Annotated in this window: 12 protein-coding genes; 5 read left to right on the forward strand and 7 right to left on the reverse strand. The window is 69.3% G+C overall.

The genetic code is table 11. The annotated features are described in order from the left end of the window. Positions 1–66 precede the first annotated feature (66 nt). Positions 67–1,152: a GlxA family transcriptional regulator gene (locus tag IE267_RS34150; RefSeq protein WP_229861574.1), complete on the forward strand. Its 1,086-nt coding sequence runs from the start codon at positions 67–69 to the stop codon at positions 1,150–1,152. Here IE267_RS34150 and IE267_RS34155 read toward each other — a convergent pair. Further along, the gene (locus IE267_RS34155; RefSeq protein WP_189765825.1) at positions 1,116–2,036 is read right to left on the reverse strand and encodes an NAD-dependent epimerase/dehydratase family protein; all 921 of its coding nucleotides are present in this window, start codon (positions 2,034–2,036) and stop codon (positions 1,116–1,118) included. The genes IE267_RS34150 and IE267_RS34155 overlap by 37 nt on opposite strands. A gap of 210 nt (positions 2,037–2,246) precedes the next feature. On the opposite strand from IE267_RS34155, the gene IE267_RS34160 reads away from it, so the two are divergent. From IE267_RS34160 to IE267_RS34175, 4 genes are all read left to right on the forward strand, one after another. After that, positions 2,247–2,822, forward strand: a complete 576-nt coding sequence (locus IE267_RS34160; protein ID WP_189765826.1) for a TetR/AcrR family transcriptional regulator — start codon at positions 2,247–2,249, stop codon at positions 2,820–2,822. Between the two features lie 106 nt (positions 2,823–2,928). Next, on the forward strand, positions 2,929–3,855 hold the full coding sequence (locus IE267_RS34165; protein WP_189765827.1) for an acetoacetate decarboxylase family protein: 927 nt from the start codon (positions 2,929–2,931) through the stop codon (positions 3,853–3,855). Positions 3,856–3,862: 7 nt separating this feature from the next. Beyond that, positions 3,863–5,449: a succinic semialdehyde dehydrogenase gene (locus tag IE267_RS34170; RefSeq protein ID WP_189765828.1), complete on the forward strand. Its 1,587-nt coding sequence runs from the start codon at positions 3,863–3,865 to the stop codon at positions 5,447–5,449. 69 nt (positions 5,450–5,518) lie between these two features. Then, the gene (locus IE267_RS34175; protein ID WP_189765829.1) at positions 5,519–6,229 is read left to right on the forward strand and encodes a type 1 glutamine amidotransferase domain-containing protein; all 711 of its coding nucleotides are present in this window, start codon (positions 5,519–5,521) and stop codon (positions 6,227–6,229) included. Between the two features lie 671 nt (positions 6,230–6,900). Here IE267_RS34175 and IE267_RS34180 read toward each other — a convergent pair. From IE267_RS34180 to IE267_RS34205, 6 genes are all read right to left on the reverse strand, one after another. Further along, positions 6,901–7,275: a PIN domain-containing protein gene (locus IE267_RS34180; protein ID WP_189765830.1), complete on the reverse strand. Its 375-nt coding sequence runs from the start codon at positions 7,273–7,275 to the stop codon at positions 6,901–6,903. After that, positions 7,272–7,529 (reverse strand): hypothetical protein, encoded by a 258-nt coding sequence (locus IE267_RS34185; protein WP_189765831.1) that lies wholly within the window; start codon positions 7,527–7,529, stop codon positions 7,272–7,274. Before IE267_RS34185 ends, IE267_RS34180 begins: the two co-directional genes overlap by 4 nt. 413 nt (positions 7,530–7,942) lie before the next feature. Then, complete coding sequence (locus tag IE267_RS34190) at positions 7,943–9,331, reverse strand: amidase (protein ID WP_189765832.1); 1,389 nt, start codon at positions 9,329–9,331, stop codon at positions 7,943–7,945. 249 nt (positions 9,332–9,580) lie between these two features. Then, positions 9,581–10,642: an NADP-dependent oxidoreductase gene (locus IE267_RS34195; RefSeq protein ID WP_189765833.1), complete on the reverse strand. Its 1,062-nt coding sequence runs from the start codon at positions 10,640–10,642 to the stop codon at positions 9,581–9,583. A 137-nt stretch (positions 10,643–10,779) separates the two neighbouring features. Next, positions 10,780–10,983: a DUF5988 family protein gene (locus IE267_RS34200; RefSeq protein ID WP_189765941.1), complete on the reverse strand. Its 204-nt coding sequence runs from the start codon at positions 10,981–10,983 to the stop codon at positions 10,780–10,782. Between the two features lie 47 nt (positions 10,984–11,030). Next, positions 11,031–17,240, reverse strand: coding sequence for a type I polyketide synthase (locus tag IE267_RS34205; RefSeq protein WP_189765834.1), 6,210 nt, complete (start codon positions 17,238–17,240; stop codon positions 11,031–11,033). Positions 17,241–17,528 lie beyond the last annotated feature (288 nt).

Consider the following 17,528-nt stretch of genomic DNA (forward strand, 5'->3'; position numbering starts at 1 on the left):
ACATGGGCGGCAGACGCGACAGGGTCTGCCGCCCATCGCTGTGCCCACCACGGACTTCGAGAGGGCATGATGAGCCCGACCGCGACAGGTCCGCACGTCGACGAGACCGGAGCGCGGGTCGTCGGTGAGGTCGGTCTGCTGGAGTACGCCGAGTGCCAGGAGTCGGCGATCCACGGCCTGAGGGACATCTTCCGTGTCGCCAGCGAGTTCGCCGTGGCGTCGGCCGACCCTCCGAGCGTGATCCGGGTCAGCACCTGGGCGGTGTCTGCCACCGACGATGGGCCGGTCATGGTGTGCACCTCGGACACTCATCCTGAGCTCGCGCACCGGCTCAGCCACGTCGTCATCCCGCCGAGCCTCGTCGTACCCGAGCTGATGGCGTCGGCCGGCGAGTTCACCGATTGGCTCGTCGGCCTCCGGTCCGAGGGCACCACGCTCTGTGCCGTGTGCGCCGGCGTCTTCGTCCTCGCCGAGACGCACCTGCTCGACTGCCGGGACGCCACGACTCACTGGGCGTTCGCCGAGGAGCTGGCGCGCCGATACCCGAAGGTTCGGGTGGACGCCTCACGCATGGTGATCGATGACGTCGACATCATGACGGCCGCGGGGATCCTGGCGTGGGTCGACCTGGGCCTCACCGTCGTGGACCGCATGCTCGGCCCCAGCGTCATGCTGCACACGGCACGCTTCGTCCTCGCCGACCCGCCGCGCCGGCGGCAGTCCCTCTACCGGGAGTTCACGCCCCGACTCCAGCACGGCGACACCGACATCCGTGAGGTGCAGGCCCGGCTGCACGCCTGCCTCCGCGAGCCCCACTCCGTCGAACACCTCGCACGGGCCGCGGCCATGCACCCGCGCACCTTCCAGCGGCGGTTCAAGGAGGCCACGGGCCTGACCGCGACGGAATACATCCAGGCGGCGCGCATCGCCAAGGCTCGCGAGCTGCTGGAGATGACCAGTGAGCCGGTCGCCCAGATCTCCCGCAGCGTCGGCTACCTGGACGTGTCGAACTTCCGTCGGCTCTTCCAGCGCGCCACGGGCGTGACGCCGTCGGAGTACCGGCGCCGGTTCGGCATCGCGGCGCGCGTCGATCGGCGGGAGTACTCGTCGGCGGGTCAGCCGGCGAGGATCCGCTCCACTCCCTCCCGATAGCTCGTGACCTGGAATTCGGGAAAACGGGCCGCGAATTTCGAGCTGTCGAAGATGTTGTCGTCGCGGTAGCGGACGAGCAGTTCGTACATCTCGTCGAGCGGCTTGACGAAGCGGCGCCCGAGGCCGAAGGCGAGCATCGGCAGCACCGTGTAGCCGATCTTGCGGCCGGTGACCTCGCCGGCGGTCTTGATGAGCTGGGCGTAGGACTGCCGGTCCGGGTCGATGGGCAGGTGCCACGTCTGGCCGTAGGCATCCGGCGTGTTGCCGAGCAGAGCGAGAGCGCGGCTCGCGTCGGGGGTCCAGATCAGGGAACGCTTGGCCTGGGCGTCGATGGGGACGAACGGCCGCTTGCCCGCCTTGATCCGGTCGAACACCAGCGAGTTCGTGTAGCTCTTCGTCCGGCCGGGACCGTAGAACTCGGGCGCGCGGCCGATCAGGGCTTCGACCCGTCCGGCCCGCATGGCCTCAAGCAGCATGGTGGCGAGCTCTGCGCGGACCCGTCCCTTGCGTCCGCCCGGCGCGAATGCTGTCGTCTCGGTCTGGGGCGTCGGCGTTCCGGGATACATGTAGGTGTTGTCGAAGAAGACGAGCTTCGTGCCGTGATCGGCGCAGGCGTCGATGACGTTGCGCATCATGACGGGGAACTGTCGCTCCCACAGTTCCGAGTCCAGGGGCAGGCCGACGGTGAGGTAGGCGATGTCGCTGCCCGCGACGGCGCGGCTGGTGGCCTCGGCGTCGGTGAGGTCTGCGGCCACGAGCTCGTCGGTGTCGTTCACCTTCGACGGCTTGCGGCTGACGAGGCGGATGTCCTTGGTGTGGTTGCGGTGGAGCTCGTTCACGAGCTCATCGGCGATCGGTCCGCCGGCGCCGAGGACGGTCTGCATGGGGTCTCCTTGAGGTGGATGGCGGGGGTGGTGGCGACAGCTCACCTGCGAGCAGCGTCGCACCGCCACGTGACGATGCGGTCGACCAACGTGGCCGGGGATGCGAACCCAGCCGATGTGGTCGTTGATCGAGCCTGGGGGGGCACCTGGTTCCACCGGACGTCAGCTATGTTTACAGCGCTAACACAGCGTAGGAGGACGAAGTAAGCAATGTCAACATTGGAAAAGAGTGGCTACCATCACGGCGACCTGCGGGCGGCGCTGCTGTCGGCCGCGATGGAGATGCTGGAGAGCGGCGAGCCCTTCTCGCTGCGCGCCGTCGCACGCCGGGCCGGTGTGTCGCAGACCGCGCCGTATCGCCATTTCAAGGACCGCGACGCCCTGGAGTCCGCACTCGCCGTCGAGGGCTTCCGGAACCTGCTGGCCGACCTGGGCGGCGGGCGCGATTTGCCCGCCGCACTCCCGGACCTGGCCGAGTTCGCCGTCACCTACGTCGACTTCGCGCTGCGGCGCCCGGCCCTGTTCCGCGTGATGTTCGGCAAGCCGTGCGACGACGCCGCCGACGAGCGGGTCAAGGCCGCGGACGCCCTGCACGAGCTGCTGGCCGACGCGCTCGACCGCGTCCTCCCCGACGCGGACGCCTCGGCCCTGGCCACGGCCGGCTGGGGGCTCGCCCACGGGCTGGCCTGCCTCTACCTCGACGGCAAGCTGCAGGCCGCGTCGAGCAAGGAGGTCGCCGACCGGGTGCGCAGCGCCTTCCTCGCCATCACGTCGGTCGGCCCCTGACGCATGGCGCTCACTCGGCGCACGCCTGGCGCCCTCCAGTGTTGACGGTGCTCACATGTCGTGCGATCCTCGGTGTTGACACCGCTTACATCGGAGGAGAGGGCTCATGGCATCGACCGGCAAGCTGACCGACCGGACCGTAGAGGTCGCTCTCGGAGGGCGTCTCATCACCGTCCCCGAAGGCGGCCTCTATGACCGGTTCCGCATGGACACCGACCTCGACGAGGTGGAGCGGGACCCGCGGGTCAGCAGTGTCGACTTCTTCCGCCGGATGCCCAAGAGCCGCGTGGACTCCCGCATCGGGCCCACGCTGACGCCGAACTTCTACTACCGCATCTCCACGACCCGGCTCACGATGCTCGCGCCGAGCAAGGCGATCCGGGCTCGCCTCCCTCAGGAGCTGGACCCGCTCGAATTTGCCCCGGGGCTCGGGATCGTCTCCGTGATGGCCTTCCGGTACGACGTGTGCGACATCGACTTCTACACCGAGGCCGCGGTCGGCATCGCCGTGAAGCCGGCGCGACACGGTGGGCTGGGCCTGCTCGACCTGGTCGCCGGGCTCAAGAATGACTCCCTGCACTCCTACGTCCTCTCGCTCCCGGTCAACACCGAGATCGCGCAGGTGCGTGGCCACGACGGCTACGGGTTCCCCAAGTGGGTCACCGGGCTCGACGTCAACATCGACACCGCGCGCACCTCCGCCAGGGTCGCCAACGAGCGGGGCGGCCTTGACCTCGCTCTGTCGGCGCCCACCCCGAAGCAGACCGCGCGGCCCACCGGCGCACACGTCTCGACCCTGACCTCCTACACCACGATCGACGGCGCCTGGCACTCCACGACCAGCCAGATCAACATGCTCTCCTCGGGAACCACGCGGTTCCCCCGTGGCCTGGACCTGCGGCTCGGTGAGGGACGGATGAGCGACGACCTGCGCTCGCTGAAGCCGCTCCGGACGATCCAGCTGGACGTCACCACCGAGGGACAGCTGGCGCTGCACATGCCCGTGCCCACCTCCATCCAGGACCGGAGCTGAGGACAGGATGACCACCACGAACACCAGCCATCTCCAGGCCGGCCTCCCGACATCGCTGACGCCGGCCCGTCTCGCCCGCCTGGCCGCCCAGGTGGCCGCCGGTACTCGCGCCCAGCGGGTCACCACGACCTCCCCGTACACCGGCGCACCGCTCGCGGACCTGCCCATCTCCACCCCCGGCGACGTCCAGGACGCCTTCGCCCGGGCACGCGCCGCGCAGGCCGGCTGGGCGGCCACCCCGGTGGCCGACCGCAAGCGCATCATGCTGCGCTTCCACGACCTCGTCCTCCAGCGGCAGGAGGAAGCCCTCGACCTGATGCAGGCCGAGAGCGGCAAGACCCGTCGCGACGCGTTCCTCGAGGTGAGCGACATCGCGATCACCGCCCGCTACTACGCGCGCAGCGCACGGCGGCTGCTCTCACCCAAGCGCCGCAAGGGCGCGATCCCGATGCTGACCCACACCACCGAGCTGCACCACCCCAAGGGCGTCGTCACCGTCATATCGCCCTGGAACTACCCGCTCAGCATGGCCGCCGGCGACGCCATCCCGGCCCTGATGGCGGGCAACGCCGTCGTCCAGAAGCCCGACACCCAGACCGCCCTGACCGCGCTGTGGGCACTGGCCCTGATGCGCGAGGCCGGCCTGCCACCCGACGTCTGGCAGATGGTGGTCGGCCGTGGCAGCTCCATCGGAGACGCGCTCATGGCCAGCGGGGACTACATGATGTTCACCGGCTCCACCGCCAGCGGGCGCCAGATCGCGCGCGACGCGGGTGAGCGGCTGATCGGCGCGTCCCTGGAGCTCGGCGGCAAGAACGCCATGGTCGTCCTCGCCGACGCCGACATCGAGAAGGCCGCCGCCGGTGCGGTCGCCGCCTGCTTCCCCTCGGCCGGCCAGCTGTGCGTGTCCATCGAACGGCTCTACGTCGCCGATGAGATCCACGACGCGTTCGTCACCGCGTTCGCCGACCGTGCCCGGGCCATGCGCCTGGGTGCGGCCTACGACTTCTCGATGGACATGGGCTCGCTGACCACCCCCTCGCAGCTCGAGACCGTCAGCTCGCACGTCGACGACGCGGTATCGAAGGGCGCGACCGTACTGGCCGGAGGCAAAGCCCGACCCGACCTCGGGCCCCTGTTCTACGAGCCGACGATCCTGACCGATGTGACCCCTGAGATGACGCTGTTCGACCACGAGACGTTCGGCCCCGTGGTGTCGGTCTACCGCTACCGGTCGGCCGACGAGGCGGTGGCGATGGCCAATGCCACGCCGTATGGCCTCAACGCAAGCGTCTGGGGCTGCAACGGCACCGAGGCCCGCAAGGTCGCGGCACGGCTGCACGCCGGCACCGTCAACGTCAACGAGGCGTTCGCCGCCGCCTGGGGCAGCATCGACGCCCCCATGGGCGGCATGGGCGACTCGGGCCTCGGCCGCCGTCACGGCGCCGACGGGCTGCTCAAGTACACCGAAGCCCAGACGGTCGCCCACCAGCGCCTCCAGGGTTTCACCCCGCCCAGCAGAGTCGAGCACGAGCAGTGGGCGCGGATCCTGACCCGGGCGTTCAAGACGCTGCGTGCCCTGGGCGTCCGCTGACCGACCACTGGCTCCGGCTACGACGGCCCGCCTCCACGCCATCCCGGTCCGCACGAGGGAAGATCAGCCATGACCAAGCGCGTCCTCAACGTCGTCACCAACGTCGGCCACTACGACGACCCGTCCCACACCACCGGCCTGTGGCTCTCCGAGCTCACGCACGCCTGGCACATCTTCGAGGAGCACGGCTACGAGCAGACGCTCGTCAGCCCGGCCGGCGGCCCTGTGCCGCTCGAACCGCGTGCACTGAAATTCCCGAACTACGACAAGACCGCCAAGGCATGGCACGCCGACCCCGGAAAGATGGCCATCCTCGAGAACACGGCGAGCCCGGACCAGATCGACCCGTCCGCGTACGACGCGATCTACTTCACCGGCGGTCACGCGGTGATGTACGACTTCCCCGACAGCGAGGGCCTGCAGCGCATCACCCGCGAGATCTACGAGCGCGGCGGCATCGTCTCCTCGGTCTGCCACGGCTACTGCGGCCTGCTCAACACCCGGCTCTCCGACAGCTCATACCTCATCGCCGGCCGCAAGATGACGGGATTCGCCTGGACCGAGGAGGTCCTCGCCCGCGTCGACAAACTGGTCCCCTACAACGCCGAGGAGAAGGCCAAGCAGCGCGGCGCACTCTACGAGAAGGCGACACTGCCGTTCGTCTCCTACGTCGTGACCGACGGCAACCTGGTCACCGGCCAGAACCCAGGCTCGGCCAAGGCCACAGCAAAGAAGGTCGTCGAGGCCATCGAGGGCAACGCGTCGAAGAAGCGAGGGTAAGTCAAGACCCAGCCCTCCGGTGACGGAAGGTTCCCGGACGGATGTTGCCGAAGGACGCGCTCCATATCGGCGACGATAGAACGGCCGGGCGGTCAACCACCCGTCCGCGACCGTCGGCCTCGCCGGACCGCCAGCGCTCCCCCGGCAGACCGGTACCGCCACCAACCTGCCGGGGCCTGAGACGGCCACCCTGCGAAGCCCTCCGACGCAACCATGGTCAGCAACGGATTACCTGCCTCACGCACAGACTCAGCGCGGGCCCGGTCGACCTGCGCCCAGCGCAACGAAGCGAACGAGGAAATGACGCGGTCGTGAGACAGGCCGTCAGTGGCCTCAACTTCAGACTGAGGAGGAGCTGCTGGTCAACGGGACACCCAATGCCGCGAGCTGGGAGACCCTACAATTCAGCCTACGGTCACCGTCACCGCCTGGCATGCGCTGCCCGGCCGCCCGGCCGCCCGGCCGCCCGGATGAGGCTAGGCCCACGGATCCGACGGTCATCGTGAACCGGGTCCGACCGGCGGGCGGCACGTCACGGCCCTCGGCCAGGCGCCCACTGCGACCTCGGCCCCATCGACTTCCTCCGCCGGAGAGGCCTCGATGAAAACGAACACGGAAGTCATGAACGGCGGAGACTCAGCGCAGATCGAATGGTGGCGGGCTCTTGCCGGCTAGGAACCCAGCGGGACCGGGACAGCAGCTGTGCCTTCGTAGGCTTCGGGGGCTGAGGTGAACACGAAGACGGGTCGGGGTGTGGTGATGTCGGTGGCCAGGGCGCGGGCCTGGGCGAATCGCCAGTCTCGGCCCTGGGCCATGGCTTCCTCGGCCGCGGCGATCCCGACGGCGTCCAGCGCGGTGACGGCGAAGGCGTCCAGCATCAGTACGTGGTGGGCAGCGCCGGGGCGTTCCTGGAATGCGGCGACCAGTGACAGGGCTGGGACGTGGATCTGGTCGTCTTCCAGGTTGACTGCCAGGACGATGCGGGAGAGGTCTGGGTTGCCGGAGCCCAGGGAGACGATCGCGGTGTGGTCGAAGAGGTAGGTCACGCGGCGCGGGCCGAGCGCTTGATGTCGGCGAGGACTGCGAGGCCGCGTTCCGCGTCGTCGTCACTCAGTCCCGGAACGAGGTGCCCGGCAAGGTAGTCCCGGTCGTGCTCATAGGACTCGCGGATCTGTTCCCGGGTTCGGGCGGGCCGGGCCAGCGCGGCCACCAGCTGCCCGATCGTGGTACCCCGGTCCGCGGCCAGCGCGGCCAGATGGTCTCGGACCTCGACCGGAATACGGATCGTTGTGTCAGCCATGGCCGCAGCATACAACCTGCATACAGCTGTGGCGGGCCAAGTGAGAAGGGCCGACCGGTGGCCCACTCGGCCACGTGCTGCCGCCTTTGAGGCCGGTCAGTCGGCGCCATCTGCGCGCAGTTCCTCTACCACGGCCTCGGGAACGTCCCAACCGACCGAGATCTCGACAATGGGAACCGCAGCCCCCGAGACTTCCTCGACAGCGTCCCACTTGATGTTGTCGCCGAGCTGCGTATCTCCACACCTCACCTGAACTGCGAATCTGCCGCGGAATCGGGACGCCACTGTCCGGGTCCTGACCCCCAGATGCACCTGAGGAGCTCGACAGCCCTGCTGCCGTGCAGCAGCTCCCAGGCTTCCCTGAAGGTCTCGCTCGGTCGTGGCCGCGCGCCAAGCATGTGGCCAGCTAGCGATCAGAGTGGCCAGGTATGTGCCACAGCATGGGTGGTCTCATAGGCGTGGGCGGCCTGCAGGATGATGCTTTCTCCCAGCCAGCGGCTGATGATTTGCATGCCGATGGGCAGGCCGTCGTGGTCGCGGCCGACCGGGAGGGTGAGTGCCGGAAGTCCGGTGATGTTGGCGGGAACACACAGTCGTGTGTAGGCGTCGAGGAGGGGCTCTGCTGTGCCGTCCGGCCAGTGGATGGTTTCCTGGCCTATCGGGGTGGCGGTCAGGGGCACGGTGGGTGTCACGATGAGGTCGACCGCGTTGAGCGTGCGGGCCCAGGCTTGCCGGATGAGGGTGCGTGCCCGCCGGGCGCGCAGGTAGTCGGTGGCTGTGAGGGTCTGGCTGCCTTCCAGGAACAGGCGTACTTCCGGGCTGTATCGCTGGGGCATGGTGCGGAGTGTTGCTTCGTGGTAGGCCGCGGATTCTCCCGCCAGCAGGCTCCATGCGGTTGCCTGGATGTAGCGGGCCATCGGGATCTCGATCTCGACGGGTTGGGCGCCCAGGGCCGTGAGGTCGTCTATTGCGACGCGTACGGCGGTTTCCACTTCGGCGTCGATGCGGTCGAAGAAGTAGTTGGTGGGCACCCCGATGCGCAGTCCTTTGAGGGAGTTGTCTGCAGCGGTGGGCTCTGGGCGGGGGGTGATGGGGATGCTGGCGGGGTCGTGGGGGTCGTATCCGGTGAGGGTGGGCAGGATGAGATGCATGTCGGGCACGTTGCGGGTGATGGGGCCGACGTGGTCCATGGACCAGGCTGCTGGGAGGACTCCGGTCCGCGGGATGAGGCCGTAGGTGGGTTTGAGTCCCACCAGCCCGTTGAGCGCTGCGGGAATGCGGATCGATCCGCCGGTGTCGGTGCCCAGGGCGAAGGTGGCTGCGCCGGTGGCCACCGCGACGGCCGAGCCGCCACTGGAGCCTCCGGCGATGCGTTCGCAGTCCCAGGCGTTGGCGGTCTGGGGGGTCGTCACGCCGAGGGAGAATTCGTGGAGATGGGTCTTGCCGAGGAGGGCTGTGCCGGCATCCGACAGACGGGCCGCGACGGTGCTGTCCTTTGTGGCGACGTGACCGTCCCGGACGTGGGAGCCGGCCAGGGTGGGGATCCCCCGGACGTCGATGATGTCCTTGTAGGCGGTGGGGATGCCGTGCAGCGGGCCGCGCCGGCGGCCGGCCGCAGTCTCCCGGTCTGCTTGTGCGGCTGCTTTCCGCGCGATCCGGCTGGTCACGGTTGCGTAGGGGTGCAGGTGTTCTTGGATGCTGGCCATGCGGCTGAGCACTGACTCTGTCAGCTCGTGCGCGGACAGCTCGCCTTTGGCCAGTGCGGTGGAGGCCGCGGTGAGGGTGAGCTCACAGGCTTCCATGGGCTGCCTCCTGGTCGGTCCCGGGGGTGGCGTCGGGCCAGGTGTCTCCCAGGTCCAGGTCACGCAGTGGACGGATGACCGTGTCGAGGTATTCGGCTACGGCGTTCCGGTGCCCGTCGTGTGCCGCTGTCTCGGTTCGCGGCGCAGGGTCGGCCGGTGTCGGGGGTGTGGAGTGGGGAGGAGACATGGTTGTTCCTCACGGTTGGTTCTGGTTCGGCAGGCGCCGGCCCGGGGCGGCCCGGGCCTGTGTCAGAGCCGGACGAGAGTCTGGCCGGTGGTGTGGCCGTGGAAGAGCGCCTGGAACGCTTCGTGTGCTCGGTCGATGCCGTCGAAGACGGTCTGGGGACAGGTGATCTGGCGGGCGGCGATCCACGAGGGCATGTCCTCGGCGAAGCCGGGGACGCCGTCCAGGTGGTCGAAGACGTGAAAGCCGGTGAGGGTCAGGCTTTTGCCGATGGCGGCGGAGACGTTGGCGGGCAGGCCGCCTGCCTCTCCCCCCCCGGACAGGTATTGCGAGAGCATGCCGCACAGCACGATGCGGCCGTGGTGGCGCATGCATTCGATGGCGGCGTGCAGGTGGTCTCCGCCGACGTTGTCGAAGTAGACGTCGATGCCGTCGGGTGCCGCCTGGTGGAGTTGCTTGGTGAGGTCGTCGTCGGTGTAGTTGATCGCTGCGTCGAAGCCGAACTCCGCTTTCAGCCGGTCGCATTTGCCGGAGGTTCCGGCGCTGCCGATGACGCGCGCTGCGCCTTTGAGGCGGGCGATCTGTCCGGCGAGGCTTCCTACGGAGCCGCCCGCCGCGGAGACGAACACGGTGTCGCCCGTGCGTAGGGTCGCCGCCAGGGTGAGTCCGGCGTAGGCGGTCAGGCCGTTGAGACCGAGCGCGCCGAGGAACAGGGAGGGCGGCAGGCCTTTGGGCTGGATGTGTTCCATGGTGTCGGCGGGGGCGGTGGCGTGCTCGCGCCAGCCGAGCATGTGGCGGACGGTGTCGCCGGGTTGCAGGGTGTCGGCGCGGGAGGCGAGGACTTCGCCGAGGGCGGGCCCGGTCATCGGATCACCGAGCGTGTAGGGCAGGTAGGCGGAGTGGGGGTTGTGGGGGCCGTGGACGCCGAGCCGCTGGTCGAGGGGCCCTGCGCGCATCAGCCCGAGCATGGACGGCAGGACGGCCATATGGGTGTTGCGGACCAGGACCTGTCCGTCCTGCAGGTCGGGCAGCGGGAGGTCAGTGAGGGTGACGTCGTCCGGTGAAGGGCTTGCGACGGGGCGGCGGTTGAGGATCCACCCGCGGGTGGATTGTGGAAGCTTCGGCATGCCGTTCCTCGGGGTAGTCCGGATGGTGGATGAGTTCCCTGGTAGTGACAACCGGCTGGCGGCGGGGCGAAGGTTCTCACCGTCGACTGTTGGGAGCGATTGCCGCGCGCCGTGCGTGGATGCGCTGCTGCCGGGGATCACTCGGCGATGAGGGTGGTGTATATCCAGCGGTAGACGGGGATGGGGCCGGCGGTGTCGGCGCGGTAGGTTCCCGTGAACTCGTAGTGCTCGTAGCCGTTGAGGTGGGGCACCCTCAGACGGTCTGAGTCGTCGTCGGGCTGGGGGTATTGCTCGGGGATGTCGGCAGGGCCTCCTTCGAGGAGGACGTGGCGCGCGTTCATGGGTGCCTCCTTCGGGCACGTCGGCAGGTGAGGCTGACGCTGCACGATCAACTGTCGCCGCGCGTCGTGTCTTCGGTGGTGGGGGGTGCTGTGTGGACGGCGGGGAGGCGTTCCAGGACGTAGTTCCGCAGCGAGGTCACCGTGGGCTTGGTCCACAGGATGACGCGGGGAATGGTGATGTCGAACGCCTTCTGGAGGCGGTTGCGCAGCTGCACGGTGATCATGGAGTCCATGCCCAGTGCGGTCAGGGATGCGTGCGCGCCGATCCGGTCGGGGCTGCAGCGCAGGACGTCGGCGGCCTGTTGGGTGATGAAGTCCGTCAGCAGGCCGGAACGCTGGTCGGCGGGGGCGGTGATGATCCGGGCGGCTTGGGCGTCGCCGCCGTCCGGGGCGGCCTGCTGGTCGTTGTCGTGCAGGAAGTCGGTGTAGAAGGGGAGGCGGGCTGTCTGGGGGTAGGGCTCAAGCCATCGTGCGAGATCCATGCTGATGAAGCCGTTGCGCGGCCGGTCGTGGCAAAGGAGCAGTTCGAGGCCTTCGAAGGCGTCGTCCAGGGGAACGGTTTCGAAGCCGCGGGATCCGATGGTGCGGGCGCCGATTCCGACTTCCGCCCATGCACCCCAGTTGATGCCGAGGGCGGGGAGGCCCGCGGACCAGCGGTGGGTGACGAGTTCGTCGAGCCAGGCTGACGCGGCCGCGTACGCGCTCTGTCCGGGCGATCCCGCCTGGGGGACGAAAGAGGAGAAGGCGACCCACCAGTCGAGGTCGTAGGCCTTGCTGGCGTGGTGGAGGAGCCAGGCTCCGGTGGCTTTGGGGCGCCACACACGGTTCAGGAGGTCGGGGGTGACGTTCGTGATGGCCGCGTCGTCGACGACGGCCGCGGCGTGGAGGACGCCGCGCAGTTGGTGGCCGTGGCGTTCGGCTGCCGTGCACAGCGTCTCGGCGGTGCCGGGTTCGGCGACGTCTGCGGCGATGGCCTCAATGGTGTGGCCTTCTCGGCGCAGGCTGTCGATGAGGGCTGTGGCTTCGTGTGTGGGCTGGGAACGGCTGTTGAGGATGATCGTGCCCGCGCCGCGTCGGGCGAGCCATACGGCGATTTTCAGTCCGAGGCCGCCAAGCCCGCCGGTGACGAGGTAGGCACCGTCGGGGCGGATGAGCCGGGCGGCGTCCGGGGGCAGGGCGACAGGGACGGGGCCGGCGGGCCAGAGCAGGGCGACAGTCTGTTCCCCAGCTGTGTCGTTGCTGTCGTTGCTGAGGCTCTCGGCGAGGTCGATGCCGGTGTGGGGCAGGAAAGGCAGCCGCTGCTCGGCGAGGTCGGCGGCGATGCGGGTGAGGGCTTCGGCGACGCAGTCGGGGTCGCTCTCGAGGACGGCAGGCACATCGAGCCGGCAGGCCAGGGCGTTGTGAGGTGCTGGAGCAGCCGTCTGTCCGGTCCCGGTGACAGCGATGTGGCGGCCGCCCGGTGTCAGCGGTTGTCCGGCCGCGTCCGGCGGCCCGTCGCTGCTGACATCGAAGATGACGTCCCACGACAGGCCGGGGGATGCCGTGCGAGGGGCCTGCTCCTGGTCGGGCATCTGAAGGGTGACGTGGGTGCGGGCGGCTTCGGCGGTGTACTGCAGGGCCGTCAGAATCGGTGTGCGCTGGCCGCGGATGAGGACGTTCTCGCCGGAGGTGACCCGCGCGAGGCGGTGGACGGCCAGATGCGCGGCAAGGTAGGGCAGCAGGGACGCGGCGGTGGCGGTGGCATGTTCGGGCGCGGGGACCGGAACGGTCCACCGCCTTTCGGCGGTGACCCGGCTGACCGGCATCCCGGCCGGGACGAGCGCGGCGACCGTGCGGGGCTCTGCGCCGGATCCTGTAGTGGTGCCGGCGATGGCGCTCAGCGGGATCCGCAGGTCAGGTGGGGGCGGGCAGGTGACGGTGACGCTGATGTCGACCGTATGCGCGGTGGAAGCGGGGTCGGGGATGCGGGTGAAGCGGGTTCCGTCGGCCGCGAGGGGTGTCTGGTCGGGCCTGCACAGGGTGGTGGGAAGGTCGTCCGGGGAGAGCGGGGTCGGAGCCAGGCGCGCGACGTGGCGGGTTCCGCTGCGCCAGGCGACCTGGTCCTCGGGGTCGTCGGCGAGCAGTTGGCGGGCGATGTCGGCGGGCGCGGTGACGGTGTCGGTGTCACACAGGGCGGGGTGCATGTCGGGGTGTTCGTAGGCGGCGACGCGCAGCAGGCCGCTGAGGCCTGACTGGGCGAGGTCAATGGTCTCGGCGGACTGGGTGCCCTGCCCGCAGCAGGTGAGGAGGTGCAGGCGAGCGGGCTGGTCTTGATGGGCCAGGCAGCGGATCGCGGTGAGCGCACGCTCCACCCGGTGTTGGGCCGTCTCCGGGACCGTCGTGGCCAGTGCCTGGCCGGGAGCCTCGGTCGGCATGAGGAGGATGTCGGTGAAGGGCTCGGAGGTGTCGAAGGCGCCGCGGATCGTGTCCTCCACCGCCGACGGGCTCATGCCCAACGGGACTGGCAGTCGGGTGACCGCGCTCTGGGTGGCGAGGTCGGCGAGGACCTGCTCGTGCCAGGCAGGTTCGGCACCCTCGGTCACCGCGAGCCATCGGGTCTCGGTGCGCGGCGCTGCTGCGAGCTGCTGCCCTTCCCATCGCACGCCGTTGAGGTACTTGCCCAGACGTTCCTGGGGAGTGATCTGTTTGGGCACGTGCGTGAAGCGGATCTTTTCCACGCGGGCGACGAGCTGCCCGTCGGCGTCGTAGAGGTCGACGGTGCCGGTGACGTGCCGCCGGTCGATGCTCTCCGCCCGGGCGCGGGCGTACACGCCCTTGGACGTGTCGCCGTAGACCTGCAGAGCGCCGATGCCGTCGGGCATCGCGTGCCCGGCCGGGAGATCCGTGGTGTCGGTCCACTGGACGAGCAGGGTCTGCAGGCAGCCGTCGAGGAGCACCGGGTGCCAGGTGAACTGTTTAGTCAGGGCCCGCACGGTGTCGGGGAGGACGAGGCGGGCGAGCGCGTCCGGCTTGTCGGATCCCGTGTGGAGAGATACCGATCGCAGGGGACGAAATGCCGGGCCGAAGGTGACGGAGCAGCTGGTCTGCCAGGACGTGCGCAGGCTGTCGAGGTCCACTTCCACCGGGTAGTCCCGGTCGAGATCTGTGATGTCCAGCGGCACAGCCGGCGGGAGTTCGGGCGCAGGGATAAGCGTTGCGTGCGCGTGCGTCTCGGTGCCGTTGGGGGTCCGGGTAAGGACTTCGAAGCGCGCGCTGGTGCCCTGGAGCTGCGTCTGTGCGTTCAGCTGCGGCCTGTGGTCCGGATCGAGGACGAGGAGAGAGTCGAAGGTGACGTCCTGGACGCGGACACTGCCGGCGGACGGCGTGAGAGTCTGCGCCGCCGCGGTCAGCGCCATCTCGCACCAGGCAGCCCCCGGCATCACGGGCACCTCGCCGACGCGGTGCTCGGCCAGCCACGCTGCCAGCGGCGCGGACACCTCTGCCTGCCACAGGCGGCGGCCTTGCTGCGCCGGGTCGGCGATGCCGTAGCCGAGCAGGGGATGCCCGGTGCTCTGTGGCGTGTCCGTCCCGCCCGTGGGGTCGGCCAGAGCGTTGTTGGGAATCCACAGGTGTTCGGGCGCCCAGCAGGTGCCGGGAAGGTCTGCCAGCGTTCCGCTGCGGTAGAGGCGGTCCCAGGGCAGGGCGAGGCCGGTGGTGTGCGCGGCGGCGAGATGCGTGGCGAAGTCAAGGCGTTCGTTGCCGTCGCGGCGCACGGTGGGCACCACTGCGGCCTGGGTGTCGCCGAGCGTGGCGGTGATGGCGCCGGCGAGAAGGGGGTGGACGTTGACCTCGATGAACTGCGTGTGGCCGTCCGACGCGGCGGCTGCCACGGCGGCGGAGAACTTGACAGGGCGGCGCTGGTTGAACGCCCAGTAGGTGGCGTCGAGGCCGACTTCGTCGCGAGGGTCGTCGCACACGGTGGTGTAGAAGCGGCACAGGGGCTTGTGGGGGGTCACTTCGGCGAGAGCGTCGCGCAGTTCGTCGAGGATGGGATCCATGTGCGGTGAGTGGGAGGCGACGTCGACCTGCACCCGGGCCACGGGCACCTCGGCTTGTTCCCACTGCGCGACCAGGTCCTCGACCTGGGAGGCGTCGCCCGAGATGACGGTGCTGGCGGGTGCGGCGATGACGGCTACTTCCACGCAGTCGGCCCGGCTCTCGGCCAAGGCGGAGCCGACTTGCTCCGCGGGAAGCCTGACCGCGGCCATGGCCCCGCCCGCGACACGGGTCAGCAGGCCGGCGCGGCGGCAGATCACCTTGACCCCGTCGCTGGTGCTGAGTGCTCCGCAGGTCACCGCGGCGGCGACCTCACCCATGGAATGGCCGATCACGGCGCTCGGCTCGACGCCGGCTTCCCTCCACATGGCGGTGAGTGCGAGTTGCACGGCGAACAGAGTGGGCTGGACCCGCTGCACGCCGGTGACGACCGTGTCCGCTTTCAGGACTTGGCGCAGCGAGAAGCCGCCCTCGGCCTGGAGGAGGGGCTCGAGTTCGTCGATGACGCGGGTGAAGGCGGCATCGTGGTCGAGGAGTCCTTGCGTCATGCCGGACCACTGCGAGCCGTGGCCCGAATACACGAACACGGGTCCTGGTCCGGCGGGGATGACCGTGCCGGTGGCGATGCCGGGCCCGGTCTCCCCGGCGGCGCACGCACGGAGCCGGTCGACGAGCTGGTCCCGTGACGCCGCGACAACACCGGCCCGGCTGGGTCCGTGGGAGCGGCGCGTGGCGAGGGTGTGGGCCACATCAACCAGGGGCACCTCGCGCCCCTCCCCCTCGATCCAGTCGGCGATCCGCCCAGCGGTCGTTGCGAGAGCCTGCGGCGAGCCGGCGCTGACCAGGTACGTGCGCAGCTCGCTGTCGTCTGTCGTACCAACGGGGCGAGGGGGGCTGGGTTTCGGGGCGGGGGCCTCCTCGACGATCATGTGGGCGTTGGTGCCGCCCACTCCGTACGAGGACACTGCGGCGGTCCGGGGGCCCTCCGTGACCGGCCATGGCTGCAGGGAGGTCGGCACGAACAGCCGGGACCCGGTCGCGTCGATCTGCGGGTTCCAGCCGTTGAAGTGCAGCGTTGCCGGGACCTTGCCCTGGCGCAGGCTCACGATGGCCTTGAGGAGGCCTACGACACCCGAAGCAGGCTCGGTGTGGCCGATGTTGGTCTTGATGGACCCCAGCGCGCAGGGCTGGTCGCCGGCGCCGTAGACCTGGTTGGCGGCCGTGAACTCCAGCGGATCACCGACCGCCGTGCCCGCACCGTGGGCCTCGATCATGCCCACTTGGCCCGCCCGCACCCCAGAAACGCGCAGGGCCTCGGAGAAAACGGCTGCCTGCGCCTGTGAGGACGGAGCGGTCAGGCGGATCGACCTTCCGTCCTGGTTGACCGCTGATCCTCGGAGCACGGCGAGGATCCGGTCGCCGTCACGCACGGCGTTCTTGAGGAGTTTGAGGACCACCACCCCACAGCCTTCGGCCCGCAGGTAGCCGTCCGCGTCCGCGCCGAAGGCGTGGCAGCGGCCGGTCGGGGACAGCATGTCCCAGCGGGATGTGGCAGCTCCCAGCTCGGGGCCGAGGCCCGCCGAGACTCCGCCGGCCAGCGCGGTCTGGCACTCCTGCGCGCGCAGGGCCTGGCAGGCCAGGTGCACTGCGACCAGTGACGACGAGCAGGCGGTGTCGACGGAGATGCTCGGACCGTGCAGGTCGAGAAGGTACGACACGCGGCCCACGCCGACGCCGTGCATGCCACCGGAGTACCAGTACGCCTCGGACTCCTGTGGCCGGCGGTGTCCGCGCAGGTAGTTGTCCATCGCGTACATGCCGCTGAATACGCCTGTCTGGGTCCCCCGCAGCCGGTCGACCGGGATGCCCGAGTGCTCGATCGCCTCCCAGACCACCATGAGAAGAAGGCGGTGCTGGGGATCGAGCCAGGTTGCCTCGGCTCCGGAGATTCCGAACGCCTGGGCATCGAAGGCGCCGAGATCCCCGTCGAGGAACCCTCCGAACCGGAGCCGGCGGGCAACCTCGTCGGGAAGCCCCGCCGCAATCACCTCCAAGTCCCAGCGGTCCTCGGGAACAGTACGGACCGTCTCCCGCTCCTCCTCCAGAAGCCGCCACAACCCGGCGAGGGAATCGACGCCGCCAGGCAATCGGCACGCAGCGCCGACCACGGCGACGGGCTCAGCGCACCCTTCGGGAAGTTGCATGTCCACGGTCTCACTCATTGCCTTTGAACTCTCTCTTAGCGGAGCAGGACGGACCTTGCCGTCCCTGAGCGGCGGGTCGGATACCCGCAATGAAATGACATAGCGACAGCCACGCAAAAAAGACAGGTGGTTCCCTCGCCACTATTGAGGGAAGTTAGGCAGCACCGGAAATCGCAATTCCGAGAATTGTCGGGTCCGGCCTGGCCTCTTGGTCATCGAAACGCGAGATCACTGAGCTACGGGGAGCACTCGCGTTTACCCAGCGGGACAATATTTCGATGCGATGTAGATCTGCGTTGATTTTAC

The organism is Streptomyces xanthochromogenes (assembly GCF_014650455.1).
In the GTDB taxonomy this organism is placed as follows: domain Bacteria; phylum Actinomycetota; class Actinomycetes; order Streptomycetales; family Streptomycetaceae; genus Streptomyces; species Streptomyces xanthochromogenes.

Coding starts and splice junctions, on each gene's coding strand:
- IE267_RS34155 (WP_189765825.1), bottom strand. CDS start 2,036: ATGCAGACCGTCCTCGGCGCCGGCGGACCGATCGCCGATGAGCTCGTG.
- IE267_RS34205 (WP_189765834.1), bottom strand. CDS start 17,240: ATGAGTGAGACCGTGGACATGCAACTTCCCGAAGGGTGCGCTGAGCCC.
- IE267_RS34195 (WP_189765833.1), bottom strand. CDS start 10,642: ATGCCGAAGCTTCCACAATCCACCCGCGGGTGGATCCTCAACCGCCGC.
- IE267_RS34150 (WP_229861574.1), top strand. CDS start 67: ATGATGAGCCCGACCGCGACAGGTCCGCACGTCGACGAGACCGGAGCG.
- IE267_RS34200 (WP_189765941.1), bottom strand. CDS start 10,983: ATGAACGCGCGCCACGTCCTCCTCGAAGGAGGCCCTGCCGACATCCCC.
- IE267_RS34165 (WP_189765827.1), top strand. CDS start 2,929: ATGGCATCGACCGGCAAGCTGACCGACCGGACCGTAGAGGTCGCTCTC.
- IE267_RS34170 (WP_189765828.1), top strand. CDS start 3,863: ATGACCACCACGAACACCAGCCATCTCCAGGCCGGCCTCCCGACATCG.
- IE267_RS34175 (WP_189765829.1), top strand. CDS start 5,519: ATGACCAAGCGCGTCCTCAACGTCGTCACCAACGTCGGCCACTACGAC.
- IE267_RS34190 (WP_189765832.1), bottom strand. CDS start 9,331: ATGGAAGCCTGTGAGCTCACCCTCACCGCGGCCTCCACCGCACTGGCC.
- IE267_RS34160 (WP_189765826.1), top strand. CDS start 2,247: ATGTCAACATTGGAAAAGAGTGGCTACCATCACGGCGACCTGCGGGCG.
- IE267_RS34185 (WP_189765831.1), bottom strand. CDS start 7,529: ATGGCTGACACAACGATCCGTATTCCGGTCGAGGTCCGAGACCATCTG.